At 69.4% G+C, this 20,383-nt stretch carries 19 protein-coding genes; 6 read left to right on the top strand and 13 right to left on the bottom strand.

Annotated elements, in window-relative coordinates; translation table 11 throughout:
- Window positions 1–33: 33 nt before the first annotated feature.
- Both LX16_RS24905 and LX16_RS24910 read right to left on the bottom strand, forming a co-directional pair.
- On the bottom strand, window positions 34–1,887 hold the full coding sequence (locus LX16_RS24905; protein ID WP_147144341.1) for an ABC transporter ATP-binding protein: 1,854 nt from the start codon (window positions 1,885–1,887) through the stop codon (window positions 34–36).
- The gene (locus LX16_RS24910) at window positions 1,884–3,668 is read right to left on the bottom strand and encodes an ABC transporter ATP-binding protein (protein ID WP_425304442.1); all 1,785 of its coding nucleotides are present in this window, start codon (window positions 3,666–3,668) and stop codon (window positions 1,884–1,886) included. Before LX16_RS24910 ends, LX16_RS24905 begins: the two co-directional genes overlap by 4 nt.
- Before the next feature lie 586 nt (window positions 3,669–4,254).
- Between LX16_RS24910 and LX16_RS24915 the strand changes: the two genes are divergently transcribed.
- Both LX16_RS24915 and LX16_RS24920 read left to right on the top strand, forming a co-directional pair.
- Window positions 4,255–8,535, top strand: a complete 4,281-nt coding sequence (locus LX16_RS24915; protein ID WP_158645733.1) for a S8 family serine peptidase — start codon at window positions 4,255–4,257, stop codon at window positions 8,533–8,535.
- A 440-nt stretch (window positions 8,536–8,975) separates the two neighbouring features.
- Window positions 8,976–9,368 (top strand): hypothetical protein, encoded by a 393-nt coding sequence (locus LX16_RS24920; protein WP_211354759.1) that lies wholly within the window; start codon window positions 8,976–8,978, stop codon window positions 9,366–9,368.
- Between the two features lie 143 nt (window positions 9,369–9,511).
- On the opposite strand, the gene LX16_RS24925 is transcribed toward LX16_RS24920, so the two are convergent.
- Window positions 9,512–9,769, bottom strand: coding sequence for a hypothetical protein (locus tag LX16_RS24925; RefSeq protein ID WP_147144345.1), 258 nt, complete (start codon window positions 9,767–9,769; stop codon window positions 9,512–9,514).
- Between the two features lie 168 nt (window positions 9,770–9,937).
- On the bottom strand, window positions 9,938–10,396 hold the full coding sequence (locus tag LX16_RS24930; protein ID WP_147144346.1) for a hypothetical protein: 459 nt from the start codon (window positions 10,394–10,396) through the stop codon (window positions 9,938–9,940).
- Window positions 10,397–10,468: 72 nt separating this feature from the next.
- Here LX16_RS24930 and LX16_RS24935 point away from each other — a divergent pair, with 72 nt between their 5' ends.
- Complete coding sequence (locus LX16_RS24935) at window positions 10,469–10,837, top strand: CPCC family cysteine-rich protein (RefSeq protein ID WP_147144348.1); 369 nt, start codon at window positions 10,469–10,471, stop codon at window positions 10,835–10,837.
- Here the strand turns inward: LX16_RS24935 and LX16_RS24940 are convergent, their stop codons facing one another.
- Window positions 10,838–11,374, bottom strand: a complete 537-nt coding sequence (locus LX16_RS24940) for a hypothetical protein (protein ID WP_147144350.1) — start codon at window positions 11,372–11,374, stop codon at window positions 10,838–10,840.
- Window positions 11,375–11,670: 296 nt separating this feature from the next.
- Between LX16_RS24940 and LX16_RS24945 the strand changes: the two genes are divergently transcribed.
- On the top strand, window positions 11,671–12,120 hold the full coding sequence (locus LX16_RS24945; RefSeq protein ID WP_147144353.1) for a tetratricopeptide repeat protein: 450 nt from the start codon (window positions 11,671–11,673) through the stop codon (window positions 12,118–12,120).
- Between the two features lie 203 nt (window positions 12,121–12,323).
- Here the strand turns inward: LX16_RS24945 and LX16_RS24950 are convergent, their stop codons facing one another.
- From LX16_RS24950 to LX16_RS24970, 5 genes are all read right to left on the bottom strand, one after another.
- Window positions 12,324–12,824 (bottom strand): hypothetical protein, encoded by a 501-nt coding sequence (locus tag LX16_RS24950; protein WP_147144355.1) that lies wholly within the window; start codon window positions 12,822–12,824, stop codon window positions 12,324–12,326.
- Between the two features lie 79 nt (window positions 12,825–12,903).
- The gene (locus LX16_RS24955) at window positions 12,904–13,647 is read right to left on the bottom strand and encodes a GNAT family N-acetyltransferase (RefSeq protein WP_147144356.1); all 744 of its coding nucleotides are present in this window, start codon (window positions 13,645–13,647) and stop codon (window positions 12,904–12,906) included.
- A 53-nt stretch (window positions 13,648–13,700) separates the two neighbouring features.
- Window positions 13,701–14,060: a hypothetical protein gene (locus tag LX16_RS24960; RefSeq protein ID WP_147144358.1), complete on the bottom strand. Its 360-nt coding sequence runs from the start codon at window positions 14,058–14,060 to the stop codon at window positions 13,701–13,703.
- On the bottom strand, window positions 14,033–14,395 hold the full coding sequence (locus LX16_RS24965; RefSeq protein WP_147144360.1) for a hypothetical protein: 363 nt from the start codon (window positions 14,393–14,395) through the stop codon (window positions 14,033–14,035). Before LX16_RS24965 ends, LX16_RS24960 begins: the two co-directional genes overlap by 28 nt.
- A 57-nt stretch (window positions 14,396–14,452) precedes the next feature.
- Complete coding sequence (locus tag LX16_RS24970; protein ID WP_147144362.1) at window positions 14,453–15,100, bottom strand: hypothetical protein; 648 nt, start codon at window positions 15,098–15,100, stop codon at window positions 14,453–14,455.
- A gap of 131 nt (window positions 15,101–15,231) precedes the next feature.
- Here LX16_RS24970 and LX16_RS24975 point away from each other — a divergent pair, with 131 nt between their 5' ends.
- Both LX16_RS24975 and LX16_RS24980 read left to right on the top strand, forming a co-directional pair.
- On the top strand, window positions 15,232–16,131 hold the full coding sequence (locus tag LX16_RS24975; protein WP_147144365.1) for an alpha/beta hydrolase family protein: 900 nt from the start codon (window positions 15,232–15,234) through the stop codon (window positions 16,129–16,131).
- The gene (locus tag LX16_RS24980) at window positions 16,124–16,564 is read left to right on the top strand and encodes a MarR family winged helix-turn-helix transcriptional regulator (protein WP_147144367.1); all 441 of its coding nucleotides are present in this window, start codon (window positions 16,124–16,126) and stop codon (window positions 16,562–16,564) included. Before LX16_RS24975 ends, LX16_RS24980 begins: the two co-directional genes overlap by 8 nt.
- A 47-nt stretch (window positions 16,565–16,611) precedes the next feature.
- Here the strand turns inward: LX16_RS24980 and LX16_RS24985 are convergent, their stop codons facing one another.
- The 3 genes from LX16_RS24985 to LX16_RS24995 form a co-directional block, all read right to left on the bottom strand.
- Window positions 16,612–17,823: a DUF6357 family protein gene (locus LX16_RS24985; RefSeq protein WP_147144369.1), complete on the bottom strand. Its 1,212-nt coding sequence runs from the start codon at window positions 17,821–17,823 to the stop codon at window positions 16,612–16,614.
- Between the two features lie 257 nt (window positions 17,824–18,080).
- A complete protein-coding gene (locus LX16_RS24990; RefSeq protein ID WP_211354760.1) occupies window positions 18,081–19,298 on the bottom strand; it encodes a winged helix DNA-binding domain-containing protein in 1,218 nt (405 codons plus the stop codon).
- Window positions 19,295–20,260 (bottom strand): helix-turn-helix transcriptional regulator, encoded by a 966-nt coding sequence (locus LX16_RS24995; RefSeq protein WP_147144371.1) that lies wholly within the window; start codon window positions 20,258–20,260, stop codon window positions 19,295–19,297. The genes LX16_RS24990 and LX16_RS24995 overlap by 4 nt, the downstream gene beginning before the upstream one ends.
- Window positions 20,261–20,383 lie beyond the last annotated feature (123 nt).

The following is a 20,383-nucleotide window of genomic DNA, read 5'->3' on the forward strand; positions in this document are numbered from 1 at the left end:
GTCGAAGGTGTTTCCCGTGGCGCCGCCCGGTTCTCAGACCAGACTGTCCTGCCACTGCTCGTGCAACCTGGCGTATCGGCCGCTTCCGCTGATCAACACCTCGGGCGGGCCGTCCTCCACGACGGTCCCGGCCTCCAGCACCAGGACCCGGTCGGCGATCTCCACGGTGGACAAGCGGTGCGCGATGATGATCGCCGTACGGTCGGCGAGGATGGTCCGCAGCGCCCGCTGCACCAGCCGCTCACTCGGGATGTCCAGAGAGGACGTCGCCTCGTCGAGGATGAGGACACGCGGGTCGGCCAGGAACGCCCGCGCGAACGCGACCAACTGACGCTGACCCGCCGAGAGCCGGCCGCCGCGCTTGCGCACGTCGGTGTCGTAGCCCTCCGGCAGCGCCGAGATGAACTCGTGGGCGCCGATCGCCCGCGCCGCCGCCTCGATCTCGTCCCGGCCCGCCGACGGCCTGCCGAACGCGATGTTGTCGCCGACCGTGCCGTCGAAGAGGTAGTTCTCCTGCGTCACCATCGCCACCGCCCGGCGCAGATCCGGCTCCGCGAGGTCACGCAGATCGATGCCGTCCAGCGACACCACGCCGTCCACCGGGTCGTAGAACCGGGACACCAGCTTGGCGATGGTCGTCTTCCCGGCCCCGGTCGCACCGACGACGGCGACGGTCTGCCCGGCCGGGATCGTCAGGTTCAGGTCCGGCAGCACCACCTTGTCGTCGCGGTAGGAGAACCGCACGGCGTCGAACACCACGGTGCCCTCGGCGCGGGGGAGGGCACGCGGATCCGCGGGGGCCGCGACCTCCGGCTTCTCGTCGAGGACCCCGGAGAGCTTCTCCAGCGCCGCGGTCGCCGACTGCAGGGTGTTGTAGAACATCGTCAACTCCTGCATCGGCTCGTAGAACCTCCGCAGGTACAGCAGGAACGCGGCGAGCACACCGATCTCGGTGTCGCCCTGCATGACCAGGTACCCGCCGTACATCAGCACGATCGCCACCGAGACGTTCCCGATGCCCTTGGTGCTGGCGGCGAAGGTCGCGGCGGCGCGGTGACCGGCGATGTTCTGCTCGCGGTTGTCGTCGTTGAGCCGGTCGAAGATCGCCTGGTTGCGGGATTCGCGCCGGTACGACTGCACCGCACGGACACCGCTCATCGACTCCACGAAGTAGACGATGACCAACGCGATGGTCTCACGGGTGCGCCGGTAGACCACTGTGGAGTACTTGCGGAACCAGTTGCCCAGCACGCCCATCACCGGAAAGGTGATCAGAGCGACCAGGGCCAGCTCCACGTCCATGACGAGCATGATCCCGGCGATGGACACCACCGACAGGGCGGCGAGCACCAGGTCGTGTACGCCGTTGTCGGACAGCTCCCGGATGGCGTCCATGTCGGACGTCATCCGGGCGACCACCCGTCCCGAGGTGAACCGTTCGTGGAAGCTCACCGACAGCCGGTTGAAGTGCCGGAACACCCTGCGGCGCAGGTCGAACAGCAACTCCTGGCTCACCTTGCCCGACAACGAGATCTCGTTGCGGGTCGCGAGGTACTCGCCGAGCGTCACGACGACGAAACCGACACCCACCCACAGCAGGACCGTGTAGTCGCCCCGCTCCGTCAGCGGCGGAATGCCCTCGTCGATGCCGAGCATCACCAGGTACGGTCCGGCGAGGTTGGCGGCGTTCATGATCAGCAGCAGGACGACGATCCACACGATGCGTCGCCTGTGCGGCCGCAACAGGTCGCGCAACAGGGCCTGGCTGCGGCCGCGCAGGCGTTCGATCGACTGGGCGTCGTCGGCCTCGGCGCTGGTGCGGTCGGCGTCGTCGGCCTCGGCGCGGCCGCGCCAGGACCTCGCGTCGTCGGTCTGGACCGCGGTCACGCGTTCACCTCCTCGGACTCGGCGGACAACACCGCGGCGTAGGCCGGAGTGGACTCCAGCAGTTCGGAATGGGTGCCGATCGCGGCGATCCCGCCGTCGGCCAGCAGCGCCACCCGGTCGGCGAGCGCCACGGTGGACGGCCGGTGCACCACCAGCAGGGCCGTGGTCCCGGTCAGCACGCTCGCGAGCGCGCGCTCCACCAACTCCTCGGTGTGGACGTCGAGTGCCGACAGTGGATCGTCCAGGACCAGTACCGCCGGGCGCACCAGTACGGCACGGGCGAGGGCGAGACGCTGCCGCTGACCGCCAGACAGGGACAGGCCCTGTTCCCCGACCCGGGTGTCCAGGCCGAAGGGCAGCTCGTGCACGAAGTCGGCCTGCGCGACCGACAACGCCTCCTCGATGTCGGCGTCGGTCGCGTCCGACCGTCCGAGGGTCAGGTTCTCCCGCACGCTCATCGAGAACAACGTCGGATCCTCGAAGGCGGTGCTCACCACCGTGCGCAGGCTCGCGAGCGTGATGTCGCGGATGTCCACGCCGTCGATGGTGATGCGGCCCGAGGAGACGTCGTACAACCGTGGGATGAGCGACACCAGGGTCGTCTTGCCGCTTCCGGTGGCCCCGGCGATGGCCAGGGTCTCGCCCGGACGGACCTCCAGGTCCACGTCCTTGAGGACGGGGGTGCCGGTCTCCTCATAGGTGAAGGTGACCTTCTCGAATCGGACCAGGCCCTTGGACTTCGCGCGGTCGACGGGGACCGCCGAGGGCCGGTCGGTGATGGCCGGTTCGGTGTCGAAGACGTCCTTGACGCGGTCTGCGGCGGTCATCGCCTCGTTCCCGTTGGCGATGATCCAGCCCAGCGCCTCGATCGGCCAGATGAGCATGAGTTGCAGTGTCACGAACGCGACCAGGGCGCCCAGCGTCAGCGTCTCCGACGCCACCGCCGCCGCCCCACCGACCAGCACGACGGCGAGCGTCGCGTTGGGGATGACGGTGAACAGCGACCACGACCGTGCCGAGATGTTGAGTTTGCCGATCGACAGGTCCCGCAGCGTGCCGGCCTCGGCGTCGAACTTGGCCTGCATGTGGGGCGACCGGCCGAACGCCTTGATGACCCGGATGCCCTGGGCGGCCTGTTCGGCGATGGCCGCGACCTCTCCCTGTTGGTCCTGGACGTTGCGGGACGCCTTTATGAAGTTGCGGGCGAAGTTGCGGGCGACTATGAACAGTGGAACGGCCGAGGCGGCGACGACCAGGCCCAGCCACAGGTGCATGAAGAGCAGCTGTACGACCACCGCGACGTAGGTCACGATGCTCATGAGACCGAAGATGAGGCCCCATGCGAGGAAGCGTCGCATGGAGCCCAGGTCCGAGGTCGCCCGTGCCAGCAGTTGCCCGGTCTGCCAGCGGTCGTGGAAACCGGCGTGCAGCCGTTGCATGTGGGCGTAGAGGTCGGTGCGCATGTCGGCTTCCAGGCTGAGCGCCACGCGGGCCTGGATGTAGCGGCGCAGCCAGATGGTGACGCCCTCGGCGATGCCTAGGACACCGACGGCGAGGCCGAACAGCCACAGGCCGGTCAGGTCGCCGCCGGCGATCGGCCCGTCGATGACCGACTGGATCATCCGTGGTACCAGGAGGGAGGCGGCGGTCGACGCGCCCGCCAGCAGGAGCATGGCGAGCATCCGGTACCGGTACGGCCGCAGATAGCTCCGTAGTCGCCAAAGACTTGACAGGGCGTGCCGCCGCGCAGGCGGCTCGGGTTTGTCGGTGGAGTCTGGGATCACATTCTCACGGTAACCGGTGAAACGGGTTTGACGCCTGTCATTATCGGCCGTTTGACAGACGGTTGTCAGGCTCTTGTCAAGCGCTTTCGGCGGCGGCCAACCGTTTCGGCCGCGCCGGCTCGAGGACGGCCGCGATCGAGATCACACCGGGCGTTCCGCTTCCCGGGACGGGCGCGCCGCCGTGCCGGTCGTCGCCGACGCTCGCGGTCCGTGCCAGGCACCGTGACACCGCGCCGGTCGCCATGTCGTGTTCGTGACGCCCGTAATCGGTGGCGCATATAAGCCAGGCGTAAATATGTCACATAGAAATACTTGACTCGCTTCACCGGGTGGGGAAGGCTCACGAACTGAGACGCCCGAGACCGGCACCGACGGCCTCTCTATTGCCCACATCATGACGACCCATCATGCCCGTCACTGTACAAGGTGGTGGTACGTGCTGGGCTCGTCAACCTAGAGAGGAGTTGTCGTGACAGGATCACGACGACGCAGAACGATGGCGAGTGCGGCGATAGCCGCAGGCGTCGCCGTTCCGCTCATTCTCGGGGCGCAGCCGGCATATGCCGACCCCGGCCTCGAGAACATGACCCCCGATCAAGCGATCGACGCCAAAGTGGACCCAGACGTGGTGTCCACTCTGGCAGAACAGGGCGAGACCAGCTTCTGGGTGAAGCTGGACTCCCGTGCCGACCTGTCCGCCGCGAAGCTCCTGACGGACAAGGACGCCAAGACCACCGCGGTGTACGAGGCACTGACCTCACATGCCCGGGAGACGCAGGCCGACCTGATCGACCTGCTGAAGGACCGCGGTGCGGAGTACAAGTCCCACTGGATCGCCAACACCATCAAGGTGACCGGCGACGTCGACCTGCTCGGCGAACTCGCCATGCAGGTCGAGGTGGCGACGGTCGAGTCCGACGCCGAATTGCAGGCCGTGCAGCCGTTGGACGTGAAGCCCACGGACGTACAGCCCAACGGCGTCGAGTGGGGCCTGGACAACATCAAGGCCCCGCAGACGTGGGCCGAGTTCGGCGCCCTCGGTGACGACATCGTCGTCGCCAACATCGACTCCGGTGCCCAGTTCGACCACCCGGCTCTGGTGGACAACTACCGGGGTAACAACGGCGACGGCACCTTCACCCACGACTACAACTACGCCGACCCGGGTGGCTACTGCGGTGCCGACCCGGTCTGCACCACCGGTGACCACGGTAGCCACACCATGGGCACCATGATGGGTGACGACGGTCAGGGCAACCAGATCGGCGTAGCGCCCAACGCCAAGTGGATCGCCACCGTCGGTTGCGGCGTGCGCACCTGCTCGCTCGACGCCCTGATGGGCAGCGGCGAGTGGATCGTCGCCCCGACCAAGCTGGACGGTTCCGACCCGGACCCGACCATGGCGCCCGACATCGTCAACAACTCCTGGGGTGGATCGGGCGACGACCCGTTCTACGAGGAGATCGTCGACGCCTGGGCCGCCGCCGGCATCTTCGGTGCCTGGTCGGCCGGCAACGACGGCGAGTTCGGCTGTGAGACGAACGGTGCTCCCGGCCTCTACCCGCAGAGCTTCGCCTCCGGCGCCTACGACGTCAACAACGAGATCGCCTACTTCTCGTCGCGCGGCCCCGGCCGTGACGGCCAGATCAAGCCCGATCTCGCCGCCCCCGGTGTGGCCGTGCGTTCGGCTTACTCCAACGGCGGATACGGCCTGATGTCGGGTACCTCCATGGCCTCCCCCCACACCGCCGGTGTGGTGGCCCTGATGTGGTCCGTGGCGCCCGCGCTGCGCGGCGACATCGACGCCACGTGGGAGATCCTGGAGACCACCGCCCGTGACACCGAGAACCTGGAGTGCGGTGGCACCGCCGCCGACAACAACGTCTTCGGTGAAGGCCGGCTCGACGCCTACGCCGCGGTGGCCTCCTCGCCCCGCGACGGTGTCGGCTCGCTGACCGGTGCCGTGACCTCCGAGGGCACCGCCCTGGCGGGCGCCTCGGTCACCGCCGACGGCGAGAGCATGGACCGCACCACCGTCAGCAACGCCGACGGTCAGTACCTGTTCGGTGCCCTGAGCCCCGGCGAGTACGCGGTCACCGTGTCCAAGTTCGGTTACATCACCGAGGTCGCCTCCGTGACCATCGGTGAGGACGAGGACGTCGTCGCCGACTTCGACCTCGACGCGGCACCCTCGGGCGCCGTCAGCGGTGTCGTCACCGACGGCAGCGGCCAGGGATGGCCGATGTACGCCAAGGTGACCGCCGTCGACACCGGCGTGTCCACGTACACGGACCCGGAGACGGGCGAGTACGCGCTGGACCTGCCCGCGGGCGACTACGCGCTGACGGTGGAGCCGGTCTACCCGGGCTACACCACCGCCAACGTGGACGTCACCACCGGCCAGTCCGCCGACGTGGCGCTGACCGTCGACGTCGCCTGCACCGCACCCGGTTACGAACTCGACTACAGCAACCTGCCGGCCGTGGAGGGCTTCGACGCCACCACCACGCCGGAGGGCTGGACCGTGGTCGACCGCGGCAACGTCGCGATGCCCTGGCGCTTCGACAACCCCGACGGCCGGGACAACCTGACCGGTGGCGAGGGCAACTTCGCGATCGCCGACAGTGACGCGGCCGGTAGCGGCGAGACCTTCGTCGACACCGACCTGATCTCCCCCGCCTACGACCTCACCCAGCTGAGCACCGCCGGCCTGTCGTTCAAGAGCGACTTCCGGGACCTCGGCACCAGTGAGGGCTCGGTCTCCATCTCCGTCGACGGCGGAGAGACCTGGACCGAGCTGTGGGCGACCGAGACCAGCCGGCGCGGCCCGACGACCGAAGAGATCGACCTGTCCGCCTACGCCGACCAGACCGCGGCCCAGTTCAAGTTCTGGTACACCGACGGCACCTCGTACGCGTGGTGGTGGCAGATCGACGACTTCCAGCTCGGCCTGCCCGACTGTGTCGCCACCGGCGGCGGCCTGGTGGTCGGTCACGTGATCGACAACAACACCGGCTCCACCCTGGACGGCGCGACCGTCACCGACACCGTCACCGGTGCCAGTGGCACGAGCGCCGCGACCCCCGACGACGCCAACCTGGCCGACGGGTTCTACTGGCTGTACACCTCCGAGACCGGTGCGCACGACTTCACCGCGTCGAGGACCGGCTGGACCGACACCACCGCCTCGGTGGACGTCGTCGACTCCGGTGTCGTGGGCGCGGACTTCGTGCTCGGCGCCGGACGCCTGGAGGTCTCCACCACCAGCGTCGACACCAACGTCACCATGGGCGGCTCGTGGACCGAGGAGGTCGAGCTCACCAACACCGGCACCGCGCCGGTGACGGTCGAGGTCGGCGAGGGCAACGGCGGATTCACGCCGCAGTCCGGTTACGAGGCGACCAACGTCCCGCTCGACGCCCCGGCCGACAAGGCCTCGGCCGCCGAGAGCAAGGACGTCGCCGGTGCGCCGGCGGCCACCTCCACCCCCGACGCCGAGGGTGAGTGGTCCCCGATCGCCAACTACCCGGCGGCGGTCTACGACGCGGCCTCCGCGACGCACGACGGCACCACCTACGTGGTGGCGGGTGTGCACGGATCCTCGCTGAGTAACAAGGTCTACGCGTACAACGCGATCGACGACACCTGGGAGGCCAAGGCGAACCTGCCCAAGGCCCTCGAGCTGCCGACCGCGACGTTCATCGACGGCCTGCTCTACGTCTACGGCGGTACCACCGGTACCACGCAGTCGACGCTGTACATCTACGACCCGGCGACCGACGCCTGGACCGAGGGTGCCTCCGGCCCCGAGGCCCGGTGGGCCGCGGGTGCGGCGACCGTCGGCGGACAGCTGTACATCATCGGTGGTTGTGTGGACGGCAACTGCGCCTCCTCCACCGACGTGCAGCGGTACGACCCCGCCTCCGACACGTGGGAGACGCTGAGCGCGTACCCCGAGTCGACCGCCTACATCGCCTGCGGTGGTGTCGGTGACGCGATCGTGTGCGCCGGTGGTTACGGTGACGCGACCAGCGACTCCACGTACGTGTACAACGCGAACGCGGACGAGTGGACCGAGGCGGCGACCATGCCGACCGACGTCTGGGGTGCGGCCTCGGCCGTCGCCAACGGCCAGCTCATCGTCACCAACGGTGCGGCCGAGTCCAGCATGGTGCTGACCAACGCCACCTACGCGTACGACCTCGCGTCGGACACGTGGACGGAGTTGGCGCCGTCCGGTCAGGCCCGCTACCGCACCACCGGTGCCTGCGGGTTCGTCAAGGTCGGTGGCCGCATGCAGGGCAACGCCCCGACGGTCGACTCCGAGATGCTCGAAGGTTACGGCGACTGCGCGGCCGGTGCCGCCGACCTGCCGTGGCTGTCGACCGACTCGCAGACCGTGACGATCGCCCCCGGTGACAGTGTCACCCTGGAAGTCACCACCTCCGGCAAGGCCGTGGACGGTGTCGACCAGCCGGGCTCCTACACGGGCGCCCTGACGCTGAAGACCAACACGCCCTACGGCAACGTGACGATCGACGTCTCGATGACCGTGGCCCCCAAGGCCAACATGGGCAAGATGCTGGGCACCGTGACCGGAGTCAACTGCGACGGCACCACCACGCCGATCGCCAACGCTCAGGTGCAGGTGCGCGGTCCGGACGGAACCCGTTACGACCTGACCACCGACGCCGACGGTTACTTCAGCTACTGGTTCAAGAAGGGCCAGTACACCGTGATCGTGTCGAAGGACGGTTGGGCCGCGGACTTCAACGGCTTCCGGGTCAAGGCGGGTCGCTCGGTCACGGCCGACTTCTCGCTGGGCGCCCTGGGCTGCACCACCGGTCTGAGCCAGATCTCCTAACCCCCGACGCCGCCGACGGTCACCGGCCGTCGGCGGCCACACACCGATGAAGCCCTCCCGACACCCTCGGGAGGGCTTCATCCGTCAACCGCGTGACGCCGATCTTCCGGCGTGAGCCGCCGACCGTGCGAGGAAACCGTCCACGGAAGCCGGTGGACGGGAAGAATCACGTCCGGGCAGGATTCACCGCCCGCCTGACCGAACGGTTCCCCTTCCCCTCCACCAACTGGTCAGTTCTGGTCGTTCCACCGGCTCGCAGCCGAGACTACTCGACCGCTATGACCCGTTCGCCCGTTTCGCCCGATATGTCGACGTGGACAGATCGCCCCTCGACAAGCCAGACTTGCGCAGGTCCAACGGTAAAGATGCGGCGACGATTTGGCCACTTCCCGGTAAGGAACCGTAACCTCCGGCCAGTTCGATGACGCACGAGGTGTGAGATGACGCGAGGCAATGATCTGCTGCGAGACGCTCTACAACAACTCGACGGCTGGAACGCGGCACCGACGCATATCAGCCGAACCCTGACCATCGACGACAGCCAACACGCGGATCTGACCGAGCGGATCAAGATCTTCGCGGACGCCCTCGAACTGCGGCCACGTGTGCGCCGCCACGACGGCCGCACCGAGATCGCCCTCAACCGCGACGAGGGGGTCACCCTCTCGGAGATAAAGTTCGCGGCCCGCGTCGAGGACGCCTACCAGCACATCGCCGGAGTGACGGGCGTCACCGGCGGCCCGGGCGACCCCCACAAGGAGGCCAACACCGGCGCGCTCCGCGCCTGGTGGAACCGCCGGGTCAAACCGCAACCCCACGATCCCGCCGAGTGAACCCCGACGGGCCGGTGCCCGCCCGGTCCGTCGCACACGGGGTGCCGCCCACGCGGTGACGCGGTGGCCGCCGATCTCATCCGAGCTCCGCGCCGAACCGGTGACGCGGGAGTACGGCCGACCGGCCTCGGTGCCGAAACCGTTCAGGTCCGCCGGAACGCCGCGGCCCCCGAACGGGTGGCCGTCACGTCGTTGATCGCCCGGTCTATCGACACCGCGATGCCCGACAGCTCCCTCGCGAGGGCCCTGGTCTGCGCCGCCTGCACGTCGGCGTCGAGCCGACTCAGGGACCTGGCCAGTTCCTCGGCGAGCCGCCCGGCGTTGGCGAACGACGCCCGCGCCGAGTTCAGCCGGTTGACGCCGTGGTCGATCGCCTCCAGGACCTCTCTGGTAGATGCCATGGCCGGCCTCCTGCCGTCGCACCACGGCGGGCTGCTCCGCCCACCGGTGCCCTGAAACGATAGGCCGAAACCCCCGCCCGGCCTGTCACCTTCCCGACAGCCGGAGCCGCGTGACCGACCAAGCCGGCATTTCAACCCACCAAGCCGGCACCCGGTCTCCGGCCGAGGTCAGTAGTGGGCGACTACCTGGCGGAGCGGGAGCCGCAGGGCCGCCTCGATCTCGGCGACGGTCTCCGGTCGCAGGGGGAGTGGACATTCCGGGTCGGTCGTCACGATGCTGAAACGGGCGAAGCCGACCGGCCACCGGTAGTGGAGGGAGTGGAGATCCGTGCCGGTCGCGCAGCAGGGCGTCACGACCGTCAGTGAGTCGAAGTACCCGCCGGGAAGGGCCGCCCGGTCCATCGCGCCGTCCCACCAGCCGTCCAGCTCGGCGCCGCAGCCGGGACATTCGACGCCCTCCCAATTGCCCCCGCCGTCGATGAACGCCAGGCCCGGCAGTTCCCACACGTCATAATTTCGGGCGTCGGGGAGCAACCGCCGGACCGTGTGCATCGCCACCGCGACGGCCTCGGCGGCCGGTCGCGCACCGGCCTCCTCCGGGATGAGGTGGAGCATGGTGAAGGACACCGATCGATTCTGCCGGAACGGATCCTCGTCGGTCCACACTGACCCTTCGCCGGGCATGGGATCATCGGGCGGATGACCGTCTACACCTGCCCGTGCTGTGGCCACCGAGAGTTCGAGGAGCCGCCGGGATCGCACATGATCTGTCCGGTCTGCTTCTGGGAGGACGACGCGGTGCAACTGCGGTGGCCGGACCTCGCCGGAGGCGCGAACACGGTGTCACTCATCGAGGGGCAGCGGAACTACCGGGAGGTCGGTGCCTGTAAGTCACGGGTGCGGCGGTACGTGCGCCCGCCCACCGGGCCACGCGATCCGGACTGGCGACCGATCGATGTGGACAGCGACCGCTTCGAGGACCACGACTCACCGGAGCGCGCCGACTGGCCCGACGACATGACGACGCTGTACTGGTGGACACCCCGGTTCTGGCGACCCGCCGGGTGACTACAGCAGACCGGGAAGGACGAAGGCCGCCGAGATCACGGCGTAGGTGAGCAGCGTCCCGCCCATCACGGCTCCCACGACGGAGCTCGTCGTGTGGCCGGTGCGACGGAGCCGCGGTATGACGGCGCCCAACAGGACGAGTTGCACCACTCCGGCCACCGCGATCGACACGTCGTCCAGCAACCACGCCAGCGGCAGGAAGTGCGCCGCCACCACCACCGCCACCCACCACGCCATCCAGCGTGCCCGCTCCCGTGCGGCGAGGAGGCCGCAACCGGCGCCCGCCAGCACCACTTCGGCCGCCACCAGTACTCCGAACCAGTGATACCGGCCCTCCAACGCCGAAGCCGAATCCCAGTGCAGGTAGGTGGCGATGCCGAAGCCGATCGCCAACAGGATGCCGAGCGAGGAGCCGACGCCCAGGCGCCACCGCCACCTCTGCGGCGGATCCTCCTGCGCCCAACCGAACCACACCACGGTCATCAATCCGAACCAGCCGGTGGTGAACAGGGCGTCACGGAGGAAATCGGTCAACACGGGGAATCCTTAGGGCTCGGGGCTGACCGCCACGGTACCGCCCGCACCCGGTTCGCCCGAGCAACTGTGTCGGCGACCACCGGCTTCACGTCGGAACGGTGTTTCGCCGCCGTCGCTTTCGAAGTCCTCCGGATGTGCGCGACCCGTATTCCGGTGGTCGATCCCCGTTCCTCCGTCATCGGAGTCGGCGGCCGGGTGTGCTCCTGCGGAGTGCCAAGTGGTGAGACGGGGCGGGGGTCTGATGTGTTGTAGTCCGGGGGTTGCGGAATGTTGTGTGAGGTGTGGACGATGGTGGGGTGAGGGAGCGCGATCTGTACGGTGTGATGGTCCTAGCGGTGGTGGGCGTGAGCGCGTTCTGCGTGGTGGGGTGGGGTACCCGGCTGGCCAATGAGCTGGCGGGCGTGGGGGCGTTCGTATTGGCCGCGATCACCGCGGCGCCGGTGGTCGCGAAGTGGTGGGGAGGATCGAAACCGTTCGCGTCGTCACGCGGGAAACCCGGGATCGAGTCGGATGAGGAGCGTGAGAAGCGGTACCGCAGGGGGATCGAAGCCGGCGACGCCTGGGCGATGTACCTGCTGGGAATCTTGCGGAAGCAGCAGGGGAATCTCGATGAGGCGGAGAGGTGGATACGCAAGGCTGCCGACGCCGGTCTCGTCAACGCCATGTTGAACCTCTCGGTGATGGCGGAGAGGCGGGGCGATACCGCCCAAGCGAGAGAGTGGATGCGTAAGGCCGCCGACTCTTGAGCCGGGCGAACCCCGGCCATACCCTCCGGCGGTAACGAGTGGTGGACCGCCGGCCGGGTCAGCGGGGTCCGTACGGTTCGAACTCCTCCGACCGGTTCCACCACACCCTCCGGGCCGCCGGCCCTCCGGCCGGAGCCTCACCTCGTGCGGGCGGTCACGGACGCGCGGACGGCTGCCGTGCGCTCATGACCGCCCGGCGGTGATCAGACCGGTACGGCGCAGATCGCCCAGGACAGGCGTCCCCGTTTACGTGTCTCCACATGAGACTGTCCGTCCGGGTGCCCTTCGCAGATCGACGCGCGGGCATCGGAGGCCGAACCGGACGACGTGTACGCCACCACCTCGAACCGTGCGGCCGGGTCGTCGCAGGACACCACCGGCATCCCGCCGTAGATGTCGCCCTCCATGCTGCTGAGGCAGTCGCCGAGTTCCGGCCGCTCCGCGTTCCACACCTGGACACCGAACCAACCGGCACCGGCGAGTATCACGATGGTCAGGATGATCCGGAAGCCGCCGCCGCGACGTTTCGCGGGCGGTGGCTGTTGTGGCGGCGGCGCGTAGCCGTGCTGCTGCGGGTGACCGTGCACGGGTTGCCCGGTGTACCCCTGATGCGGGTATCCGTACTGGGGAGGCGGGTAGCCCTGTGGTGGTGGTGCCTGCGGGTGACCGTGTCGAGGTGGGTAACCCTGCGGCGGGTAGGCCACGGTGTTCTCCTAAGGGGACGGGGAGGTGGGGCACCGCAATATAATCCACCGCCACAACCTCCGCCGGCGCCGTTTCGGACTACACCGGGTCGCGGTGCCGCACCCACAGGTTCTCCTCGCGGTAGACGGCCTCGTCCCGTTCGCGGTCGACGGTCACGAGGTTGAGGGCGCCCGGTACGACGTATTCACCGCTGACCGGGAACGGCATGTCGGCCCACTGCTCCCACTCCCGGACGGTTCCGGGAATGACCATCGAGTTCGGGGCGGGCGCCAGGATGCGGGCGCCGAGGCGTTGATGGGTGCGGATCCACGGGTCGACGGACAAGCCGTCGTCGCGGACCCAGGTGGCGTACTCCGCCATGCCGACGTTCGGGTATCGGTGTTTCCACGTCGGACGCAGCGGGGCGATCACGTGACGCAGACCCGCTTCCGCGGCCCGAGCGGTCAACGCCGCGATGACCTCCGTCGCGAGGCCGCGCCCGTCGTGTTCGGGATGAACGGCCGCCGCCATGAGGCTGAACGTGTCGGCCGGGCGGCCGGCCTCGTGGTCCTCCACCGACCTGGCCAGCGCGCCGTCATAACCCTCGGGCAGGTCCTCGACGGTCTGGTTCCACGTGAACGGGACGCCCCAGCCTCCGGCGACCGGCCGCCCGCCGTCGAGGAGCAGTACGTCGAAGGTCCTGAAGTACCTCCCGACCCGATCCAGGTACCGGGGGACGACCGGATCGTGGAAGACGAACTCCGGCCAGCGCTGCCGGAACGCCGCGGCTACCTCGGGTGCCAGGTCCGGCCGGTCCCTCGCGGTGACGCACGTGAAGGTCATGCGGTGAGCATGTCAGGGGCGTGGAACGGTGTCCACGGAGATCCGGGGACCGGTCACGGGTTCCGCGTCACGAGCTGGTGGACCACTTCCAGCCGCCCGGCGGCGATCAGGCACGGTATCGGTTCGGCACCGTTCGCGTCGGCGTCGAAGGCGACCAGCACGGGCGGCGGCTCGGCCAGGCCGTTGACGAGCCGAGTCCGTTCGGTCTCGGTGGGCGCACGGAAGACCGGATCGTGGAACGACGTCGGGCAGGCCACGAACTCGGGCTCGTGGAAGACCAGTTCCAGGCCGTGGTGGTAGGTGAGGTCGTACCCGGCGGCCAGCCGGAGCCGGACCGGGTCACAGGCGATGATCTCCCAGTCCCACCAGGATCCCTCGGGCAGGACTAGCGGAGACCCGGCATCGTCGGCCATAACGTGGATGTCGCTTCCGTGCCGGTGGCCAGGACGAGGGCGGCCATTCTCCGCAGCCGATCGAGATAACCGGCCTCCGTGGGGTCGGTGACCTCGGCCGTGATCTTCGAGAGCGCGACGAGACACTCGTGCATCGTCGACCGTTTCTCGGCATCGAAGGCGCCGGCGAGGAACGAGGACACGCAGCCGGCGGTGAGGGTGTCACACAGGACGACGTCCTCGCCCGCGACGACTCGGCCGCGAAGGCCCGCCGGGAACGGTGTGGCGAGATGTTCCCGCCACCACACGCCGACGGTGCCGGCGTCCCCGGCGTCGGAGACCGGAGTCGGTGACATGGCGTTCCCTCCCATGAGGTCGAGGGTTCTCGGTAGTAGGGGCCCTCCCCGACGTTCCTATGAGGGCTTGAAGCCGCGTTGTAGTAGGTCGGAACCAGGCCCGCTGTCGTTGTGCATGGTGAGGGAGCCGAGATCGTAGCCGGCGCGGACGACGTCGTCGTGCGACTCGGTGAGGATGACCCGGCTGCCGTGATCATGATCGAACACATGGGGATCCTTGAACGCATACACGCTCCACGTCGTTCCGGGCGCGAACCTGTCCAGACAACTCTCGTGGACGATGTCGGCGATCGCAGCCTGCAGCGTCTCCCCGTCGATGTCCACGGTGACGGTGACCAGGTGGTGGACCGGCATGTGACTCTCCGCGTCCGGTGTGAACGTGACCGTCCCGCTGACCGTCGCCTGCCTGGGCGTCCAGTCGAGCGCGGGAAGTCTCCTGCGATGGAGCATCAACATGACCAGTACCCCCGCGACACCGACGACGAGGATCACGACGAAGATGCGTTCTCCCGTCGACGCCGGCGGTTCCCGCATGAAGCCGACGGCCAGCCATGCCACGAGCAGGAACTCGATCGTCCCCAACACGATGAGCATGAAGCGGTCCGCCGCACGGCGTAGCGCGGCGTCGGGCAACGCCTGAATGTCCTCCACGGCGACCTGCCCTTCCGGAGTGCCGTCCGTCACGGCGTTCCTGTTTCCGGACATTATCTCTCGGCTGCGGCTCCATCGGGGGCCGCCGTCGCGCCGACCTCCTGTGAGGCGTCGCGCCAGGGGCGATGGGACGTCGGCGATCGTGACGGTGTTGCCGCACGACGGTGGCGCGCTACATTGTTCGTATGCGAACTAATGACACGGGCGAAGCCGTCCGGGAACGCGTGGCCATCGACGTACCCGCGGGTGGAACCATCGCCGGAACGGTGAGGACCCCCTCGGCGCGGCCTCCGGCGGCGGTGGTGGTGATCCACCCGGCCACGGCCGTGCCAGAGCGCCTGTACTCCGGGTTCGCCGACCATCTCGCCGCGCACGGATTCGCGGTCGTGACCTACGACTACCGCGGCACGGGAGCCTCGGGCAACCCGCGAACCCACCGTGACCTTCGGATGCGGGACTGGATGGAGACCGACGTCCCCACCGTGGCGGCGTGGGCGCGAGGCCGCTTCCCGGACCCGCCGCACCTCGCGGTGGGACACAGCATCGGGGGACACGCGCTCGCCCTCGCCAACGGCACCGAGGGCCTGGCGGGGTTCGTCGCGGTGGCCTCGCACGCCGGCGTCACCAAGACGATCCCGGCCGCCTCCGAACGGCTGCGGGTCTGGGCGATCCTACGTGTCCTGGGGCCGGTCACCTCCCACCTGTTCGGTTACGTGCCGGGGCGACGCCTCGGCGTCGGCGAGGACATGCCCGGCGCGGCGATGCGCGAATGGAGTCGTTGGTCGCGTTCTCCGGGATACTTCTTCGACGACCCCGGCATGAACGCGCGCGAGCGCGCGGCGTCGACCACGACCGACGTGCTCGCCATCGGGTTCAGCGACGATCCCTGGGCCACACCCGCGCAGATCGACGCGATCTTCGACCGTCTCACCGCGGCCGAGGTCGAGCGCCGCACGTACACGCCGGAACAGGGAGGGGTGGCCGCGATCGGGCACACCGGTTTCTTCCGGCGGGCCCTGCGCGACACCCTGTGGGGCGACGTCCGTGACTGGCTGCGCGGTAAGGCGGGACTTCCCCATGGCTGAGCACGGTGCCGAAGCGCGCCCTCCGCGACTGGTCTTCCTCACCATCCTCGCCGAACGGCGCCTGCACCGGTGGATCGACGCCAGAGGGAGGGACCACGGCGTCACCTCGGCCGGAGCGGGCGTGCTGTTCCATCTCGGCGGCAACCCCGGCGCCACCGTCGGGGACATCACCAGGGCACTGCACGCGTCACCGGCCGGAGCCAGCGGGCTCCTCGCGCGCATGGAGACGGCGGGCCTCATCACCCGCACGCCCGATGCGGACGACCGGCGGAGCCTGCGTGTCGCCCTCACTCCGGCGGGACGGGAGGCGCTGGCCTCGGCACGGAGCGCGCTCGGTGAGCTGAACGCGCACCTCGTCGACGGATTCACCGACGAGGAGCTCGCGGTGGTGGCGCGCTGGCTGGGCCACGCCGCGCGGCTTCCGGATCGCTAACCGCCCGGGATCCCCTGTGGACCCGGCGTGGAGCCCACCCGGGATCGTCACGCCCAGTGCGTGAGCGCGGCGTCGACGCGGGGGTCCGTGCGGACCCACACCTCGCCGTCGGCGGCTCCCGGCGGGGCGTCGACGTGTTCGAGTCCGAGTGTCCGTACCGACCTCAGGAGCGCGTTCCGGGCCTCGCCCACCTCCTCGCGGGTGCGCCCGTCGAACAGGACGTAGTGCACGTCCCAGCGGTCGTTGTACCCGGAGTCGGCCCAGACCCGGCAGAAGTGGTCGATCGCCGCCGCGTCGAGCGGTACGTCGGTGGACGGTTCCAGGTCGAGGCCGGCCGCGTCGAAGCCCCGCGCGACGGCCTCCGCGCTCCACCAGTCCACGGTCTCCACGACCGTCTCCGGAGTGAAGTCCGCCGCCACCAGCAGTTTCCGGAGCAGCCGGTCGATTCCGGTGTCCTCGATTCCCATCCTCCGCTCCTGAAGTCGGGCCACCAGTCCCTCCGACATGGCGCAGGGACCCGAGAGGTGGAAGATCCCGGTGGCCGCCACCAGCGTGCCGCCGCCGGGACGCGGCACGTGGAGCGTCGTGCCGGTCTCGGGTGCGTCCGTCACGAGGGCGAGGAGGTCGGCGGGCACCCCCTCGTACAGTGCCGCCTGCGCGGACGGGTCGTCGGAGCAGTGGAGTGCGCTGGTGCGGTCGAACGTCACGACCAGGCCGCGACCCTCGGAGGTGAACCAGGCGTTCACGGTGGCACCGTCACCGTCACCGAAGCCGAGGTGTGTGACCCCGCCCGTCGTGGCCGGTCGGCGACCGTCGACGTGGGCCAGGATCTCCAGCCGCCTGCGCAGCTCACGCGGATGACGCCACCGCAGTACCGAGGAGTCGAAGTCGGACCGGATCCGTTCCCGCGCCACGCCCGCGACGTCCGGCCACCACGGACCGTGGCGGTCCAGGGCGGCGAAACCGCCGTCGACGAAGCGCGCGACCTGGGTGCGGTAGTCCCGGCCCCTGGAGACGAGTCGGTACTCGGTGCACGGCGTCTCCTTCGACGCCTCCCGTATCCGGCATACGAACCCGTGATCGAACATGAGCATCAGGCCCTCGTCGTTCTCCTCATCCTCGATGTAGAACGACGTGTTGTCGCCACCGCGGTGCCGGTCGACGAACTCCTGGAACGCGTCGGCTGCGGACACGGGCTCACCGGGAAGCCACCGCCGCTCGTTGTCCTCGTCGTCCATGAATGTCAGCGGTCTCGGCATCGTCGTCCTCGGTGCGTTCGGCTTCGGGGTTCTCGCGGGTCGTGCGCGACCCTACGCGGCGGGTTCCCGCACGTCCGAGCGGTCGGCGGTGAACCCTCCCCGCGCTTCGGCCCCGCCGTAGGTCCTCAATGGATGACGCTGTCTCGTTCGAGGTCCGTGCGCCGCCCGTAGAGGACGGCCGGTCGTCGTCGAACCCCGTGGCCGGAACGATTCGTCCGGGAGCGTCGCACGCGGTGCCACCGAGACCGTGACCGCCGTCAGCCGTCGCCGGGGGGTTGCATGGCCGGTGACGGGTAGACGGCGAAGACCCGGCGGCCGTCGAGCAGTTCGGTGAGCCGGCGGGCTTCGGCGCGCAGTGCCTCGTGCGCGGCCGGGGTGATCGCCTCGAGGAGCCTGAGCTGTACGGCACCACCGGCGTCCTGTACCCAGGCCCCGACCACGCGCCCGTCGACCCACACGGTCGTTCCGGCATTGCCGGCGCTGTCGAACAACTGCGGCCCGTGCCCACCGAGGAAGAACTCGCGCCGCTTCCAACCCATCACGGTGGGATCGAGCAACGGCAACAGCGCGACCCACGGCTCAGGGGCGGCGACCGGCGCGACGTCGTCGCCACGCAGCCAACCGACCGAACCGTCCTCAAGGGATACACCGACCGCGTCCAGGTCTTCGAGGGCGGTCCGCACCGCGCCCTTGGTGGCGCCCAGCCACCAGGCGATGTCCTCGACGGTGCCGGGCCCGTACGACCACAGCCACCGGTGTACCAACTCGGCGTAGCCCTCTCGCGCCGTCGGTGCGTCGGGCACGTCGTTCTCCCACCACCGCGCGGTCGTCGTCCAGGTGGGGCGGCTCGCGTACCAGGCACCGGCGTTGCCCGCGCGCGCCACCGACCCGTCCATGCCGAGCTGCGTGAGCACCCTCGGCGCGACCGCCACCTTCCCACCCCAGGACTTGTCGGGGGACTGCACGATGAACCCGCCGACCTCCGGGACCTCCTCGCGCAGTCCCGTCGAGGTGCGTGGCACGCCGTCGGCCAGGCGGTCCAGAACGGCCCGTTCCGCGGCCCGCAGCCAGGCGGCACCCTTTGCCTCCGGCATGGCGCTCCAGCGTTCCAGGTCCTTGACGAACCGCCTGCGGTGAATCGCGGCCACCCGCGCGGAGGCGCTGCCCCAGGCCGCCGGGACCAGATCCCGAGGGAAGACGAAGAGCGTCTCCCGCATCGCCTGTTGCCTGATCAGGGATCGAGTCTCGTAGAGCGCGTGTTCGACGTCCTCGATGCCGACCCGCTCACTCCGCGCCCAACAGGACAGGTGCACGCTCGGCGGATCGGTCGCGTGTAGACACACCACCGCGCGGGCGGCCGCCTCCGCCGATCGCACCCGGGCCGACCCCGCGAGGGCGTGCCTCACACCCAACCTGGCGCGGCGCTCCTGGTCCGTCACCGACCTCGCTACGGCGATGGCCTTGCTGCGCGTCACGAGGGCCGGCCTTCCGTGGCGGCCAGGAGCCGCTCACCCCAGCCTCGCATGTACGCGACGGCCTCGGGCGGACCGTGCACGACGAAGGGCGCCTCGACGGCCGCGAGACAGAACGCCGCCCAGTCGAGAGAGGGCGTCGGTATGTACACCTCACAGGAGGTGTCGTCGACGGGCGTCACCGTCCCGTAGTGCGCGATCTCGCGCACGACCCGTTCGCGCGGGGCGTGGACCGTGGCGCGGACCGGATATCTCGCGGGCATCGACCTGATCCGGCCGCGTACGTACTCGACGGGATCGGGATGGGGGAGCTCGCGACGGGCGAAGCGTTCTCCGGTGGGCACCGGGCCGTCGATCCGATCGACGCGGAAGACCCGCCAGTCCGTCCTGTCGAGATCCCAGGCGACGAGGTAGAGACGTTGATCGACGCTCACGACGCGATGCGGATGGACCGTCCGCGCCGAGACCCGGTCCTCCGGCGCCCGGTACGTGAACCTCAGCGCCTCGTCGTCGCGGCAGGCGAGCGCGACGGTCGTCAGCGACGCGACGTCGGTGACGCCGGCCTGTCGGCGATCGACCCGTGGGGTGACCACGTTGCGCAGACTGTCGATGCGGCGGCGGATACGCACCGGAAGCACCTGCACGATCTTCGCCATCGCGCCGACCGCGGCGTCCCCCGATGTGGGGTGGGCGCCGGAGGCGATCTCCTTGAGGCCCAAGACCACGGCGGCGGCCTCGTCCTCACTCAGCACCAGTGGAGGGAGGGACGCGCCGGGGCCGAGCTGGTAGCCGCCGCCGGTCCCCCTCGTCGTCGTGATCGGGTATCCGATCGCCTGGAGATCGTCGACGTCACGTCGCAGCGTGCGCCCGCTGACTCCGAGCCGCCGCGCGAGCTCGTCGCCCGGCCAGTGGCGGCGGCTCTGAAGCAGGCCGAGGAGTTCGAGCGCTCGGGTGCCGGTGGACATGCCGTCAGGGTATCGGGGCTTCTGGTCGTGAGGTGGCCACAAGTCCGTCGGGAGTGCCCTCGAAGCGGCGACCGCCCGGGTCGAGTAACCGAGGACGGGTTTCGGGCGGGGCGACGCGCGGTG

The organism is Stackebrandtia albiflava (assembly GCF_007994225.1).
GTDB classification, from domain to species: Bacteria; Actinomycetota; Actinomycetes; order Mycobacteriales; family Micromonosporaceae; genus Stackebrandtia; species Stackebrandtia albiflava.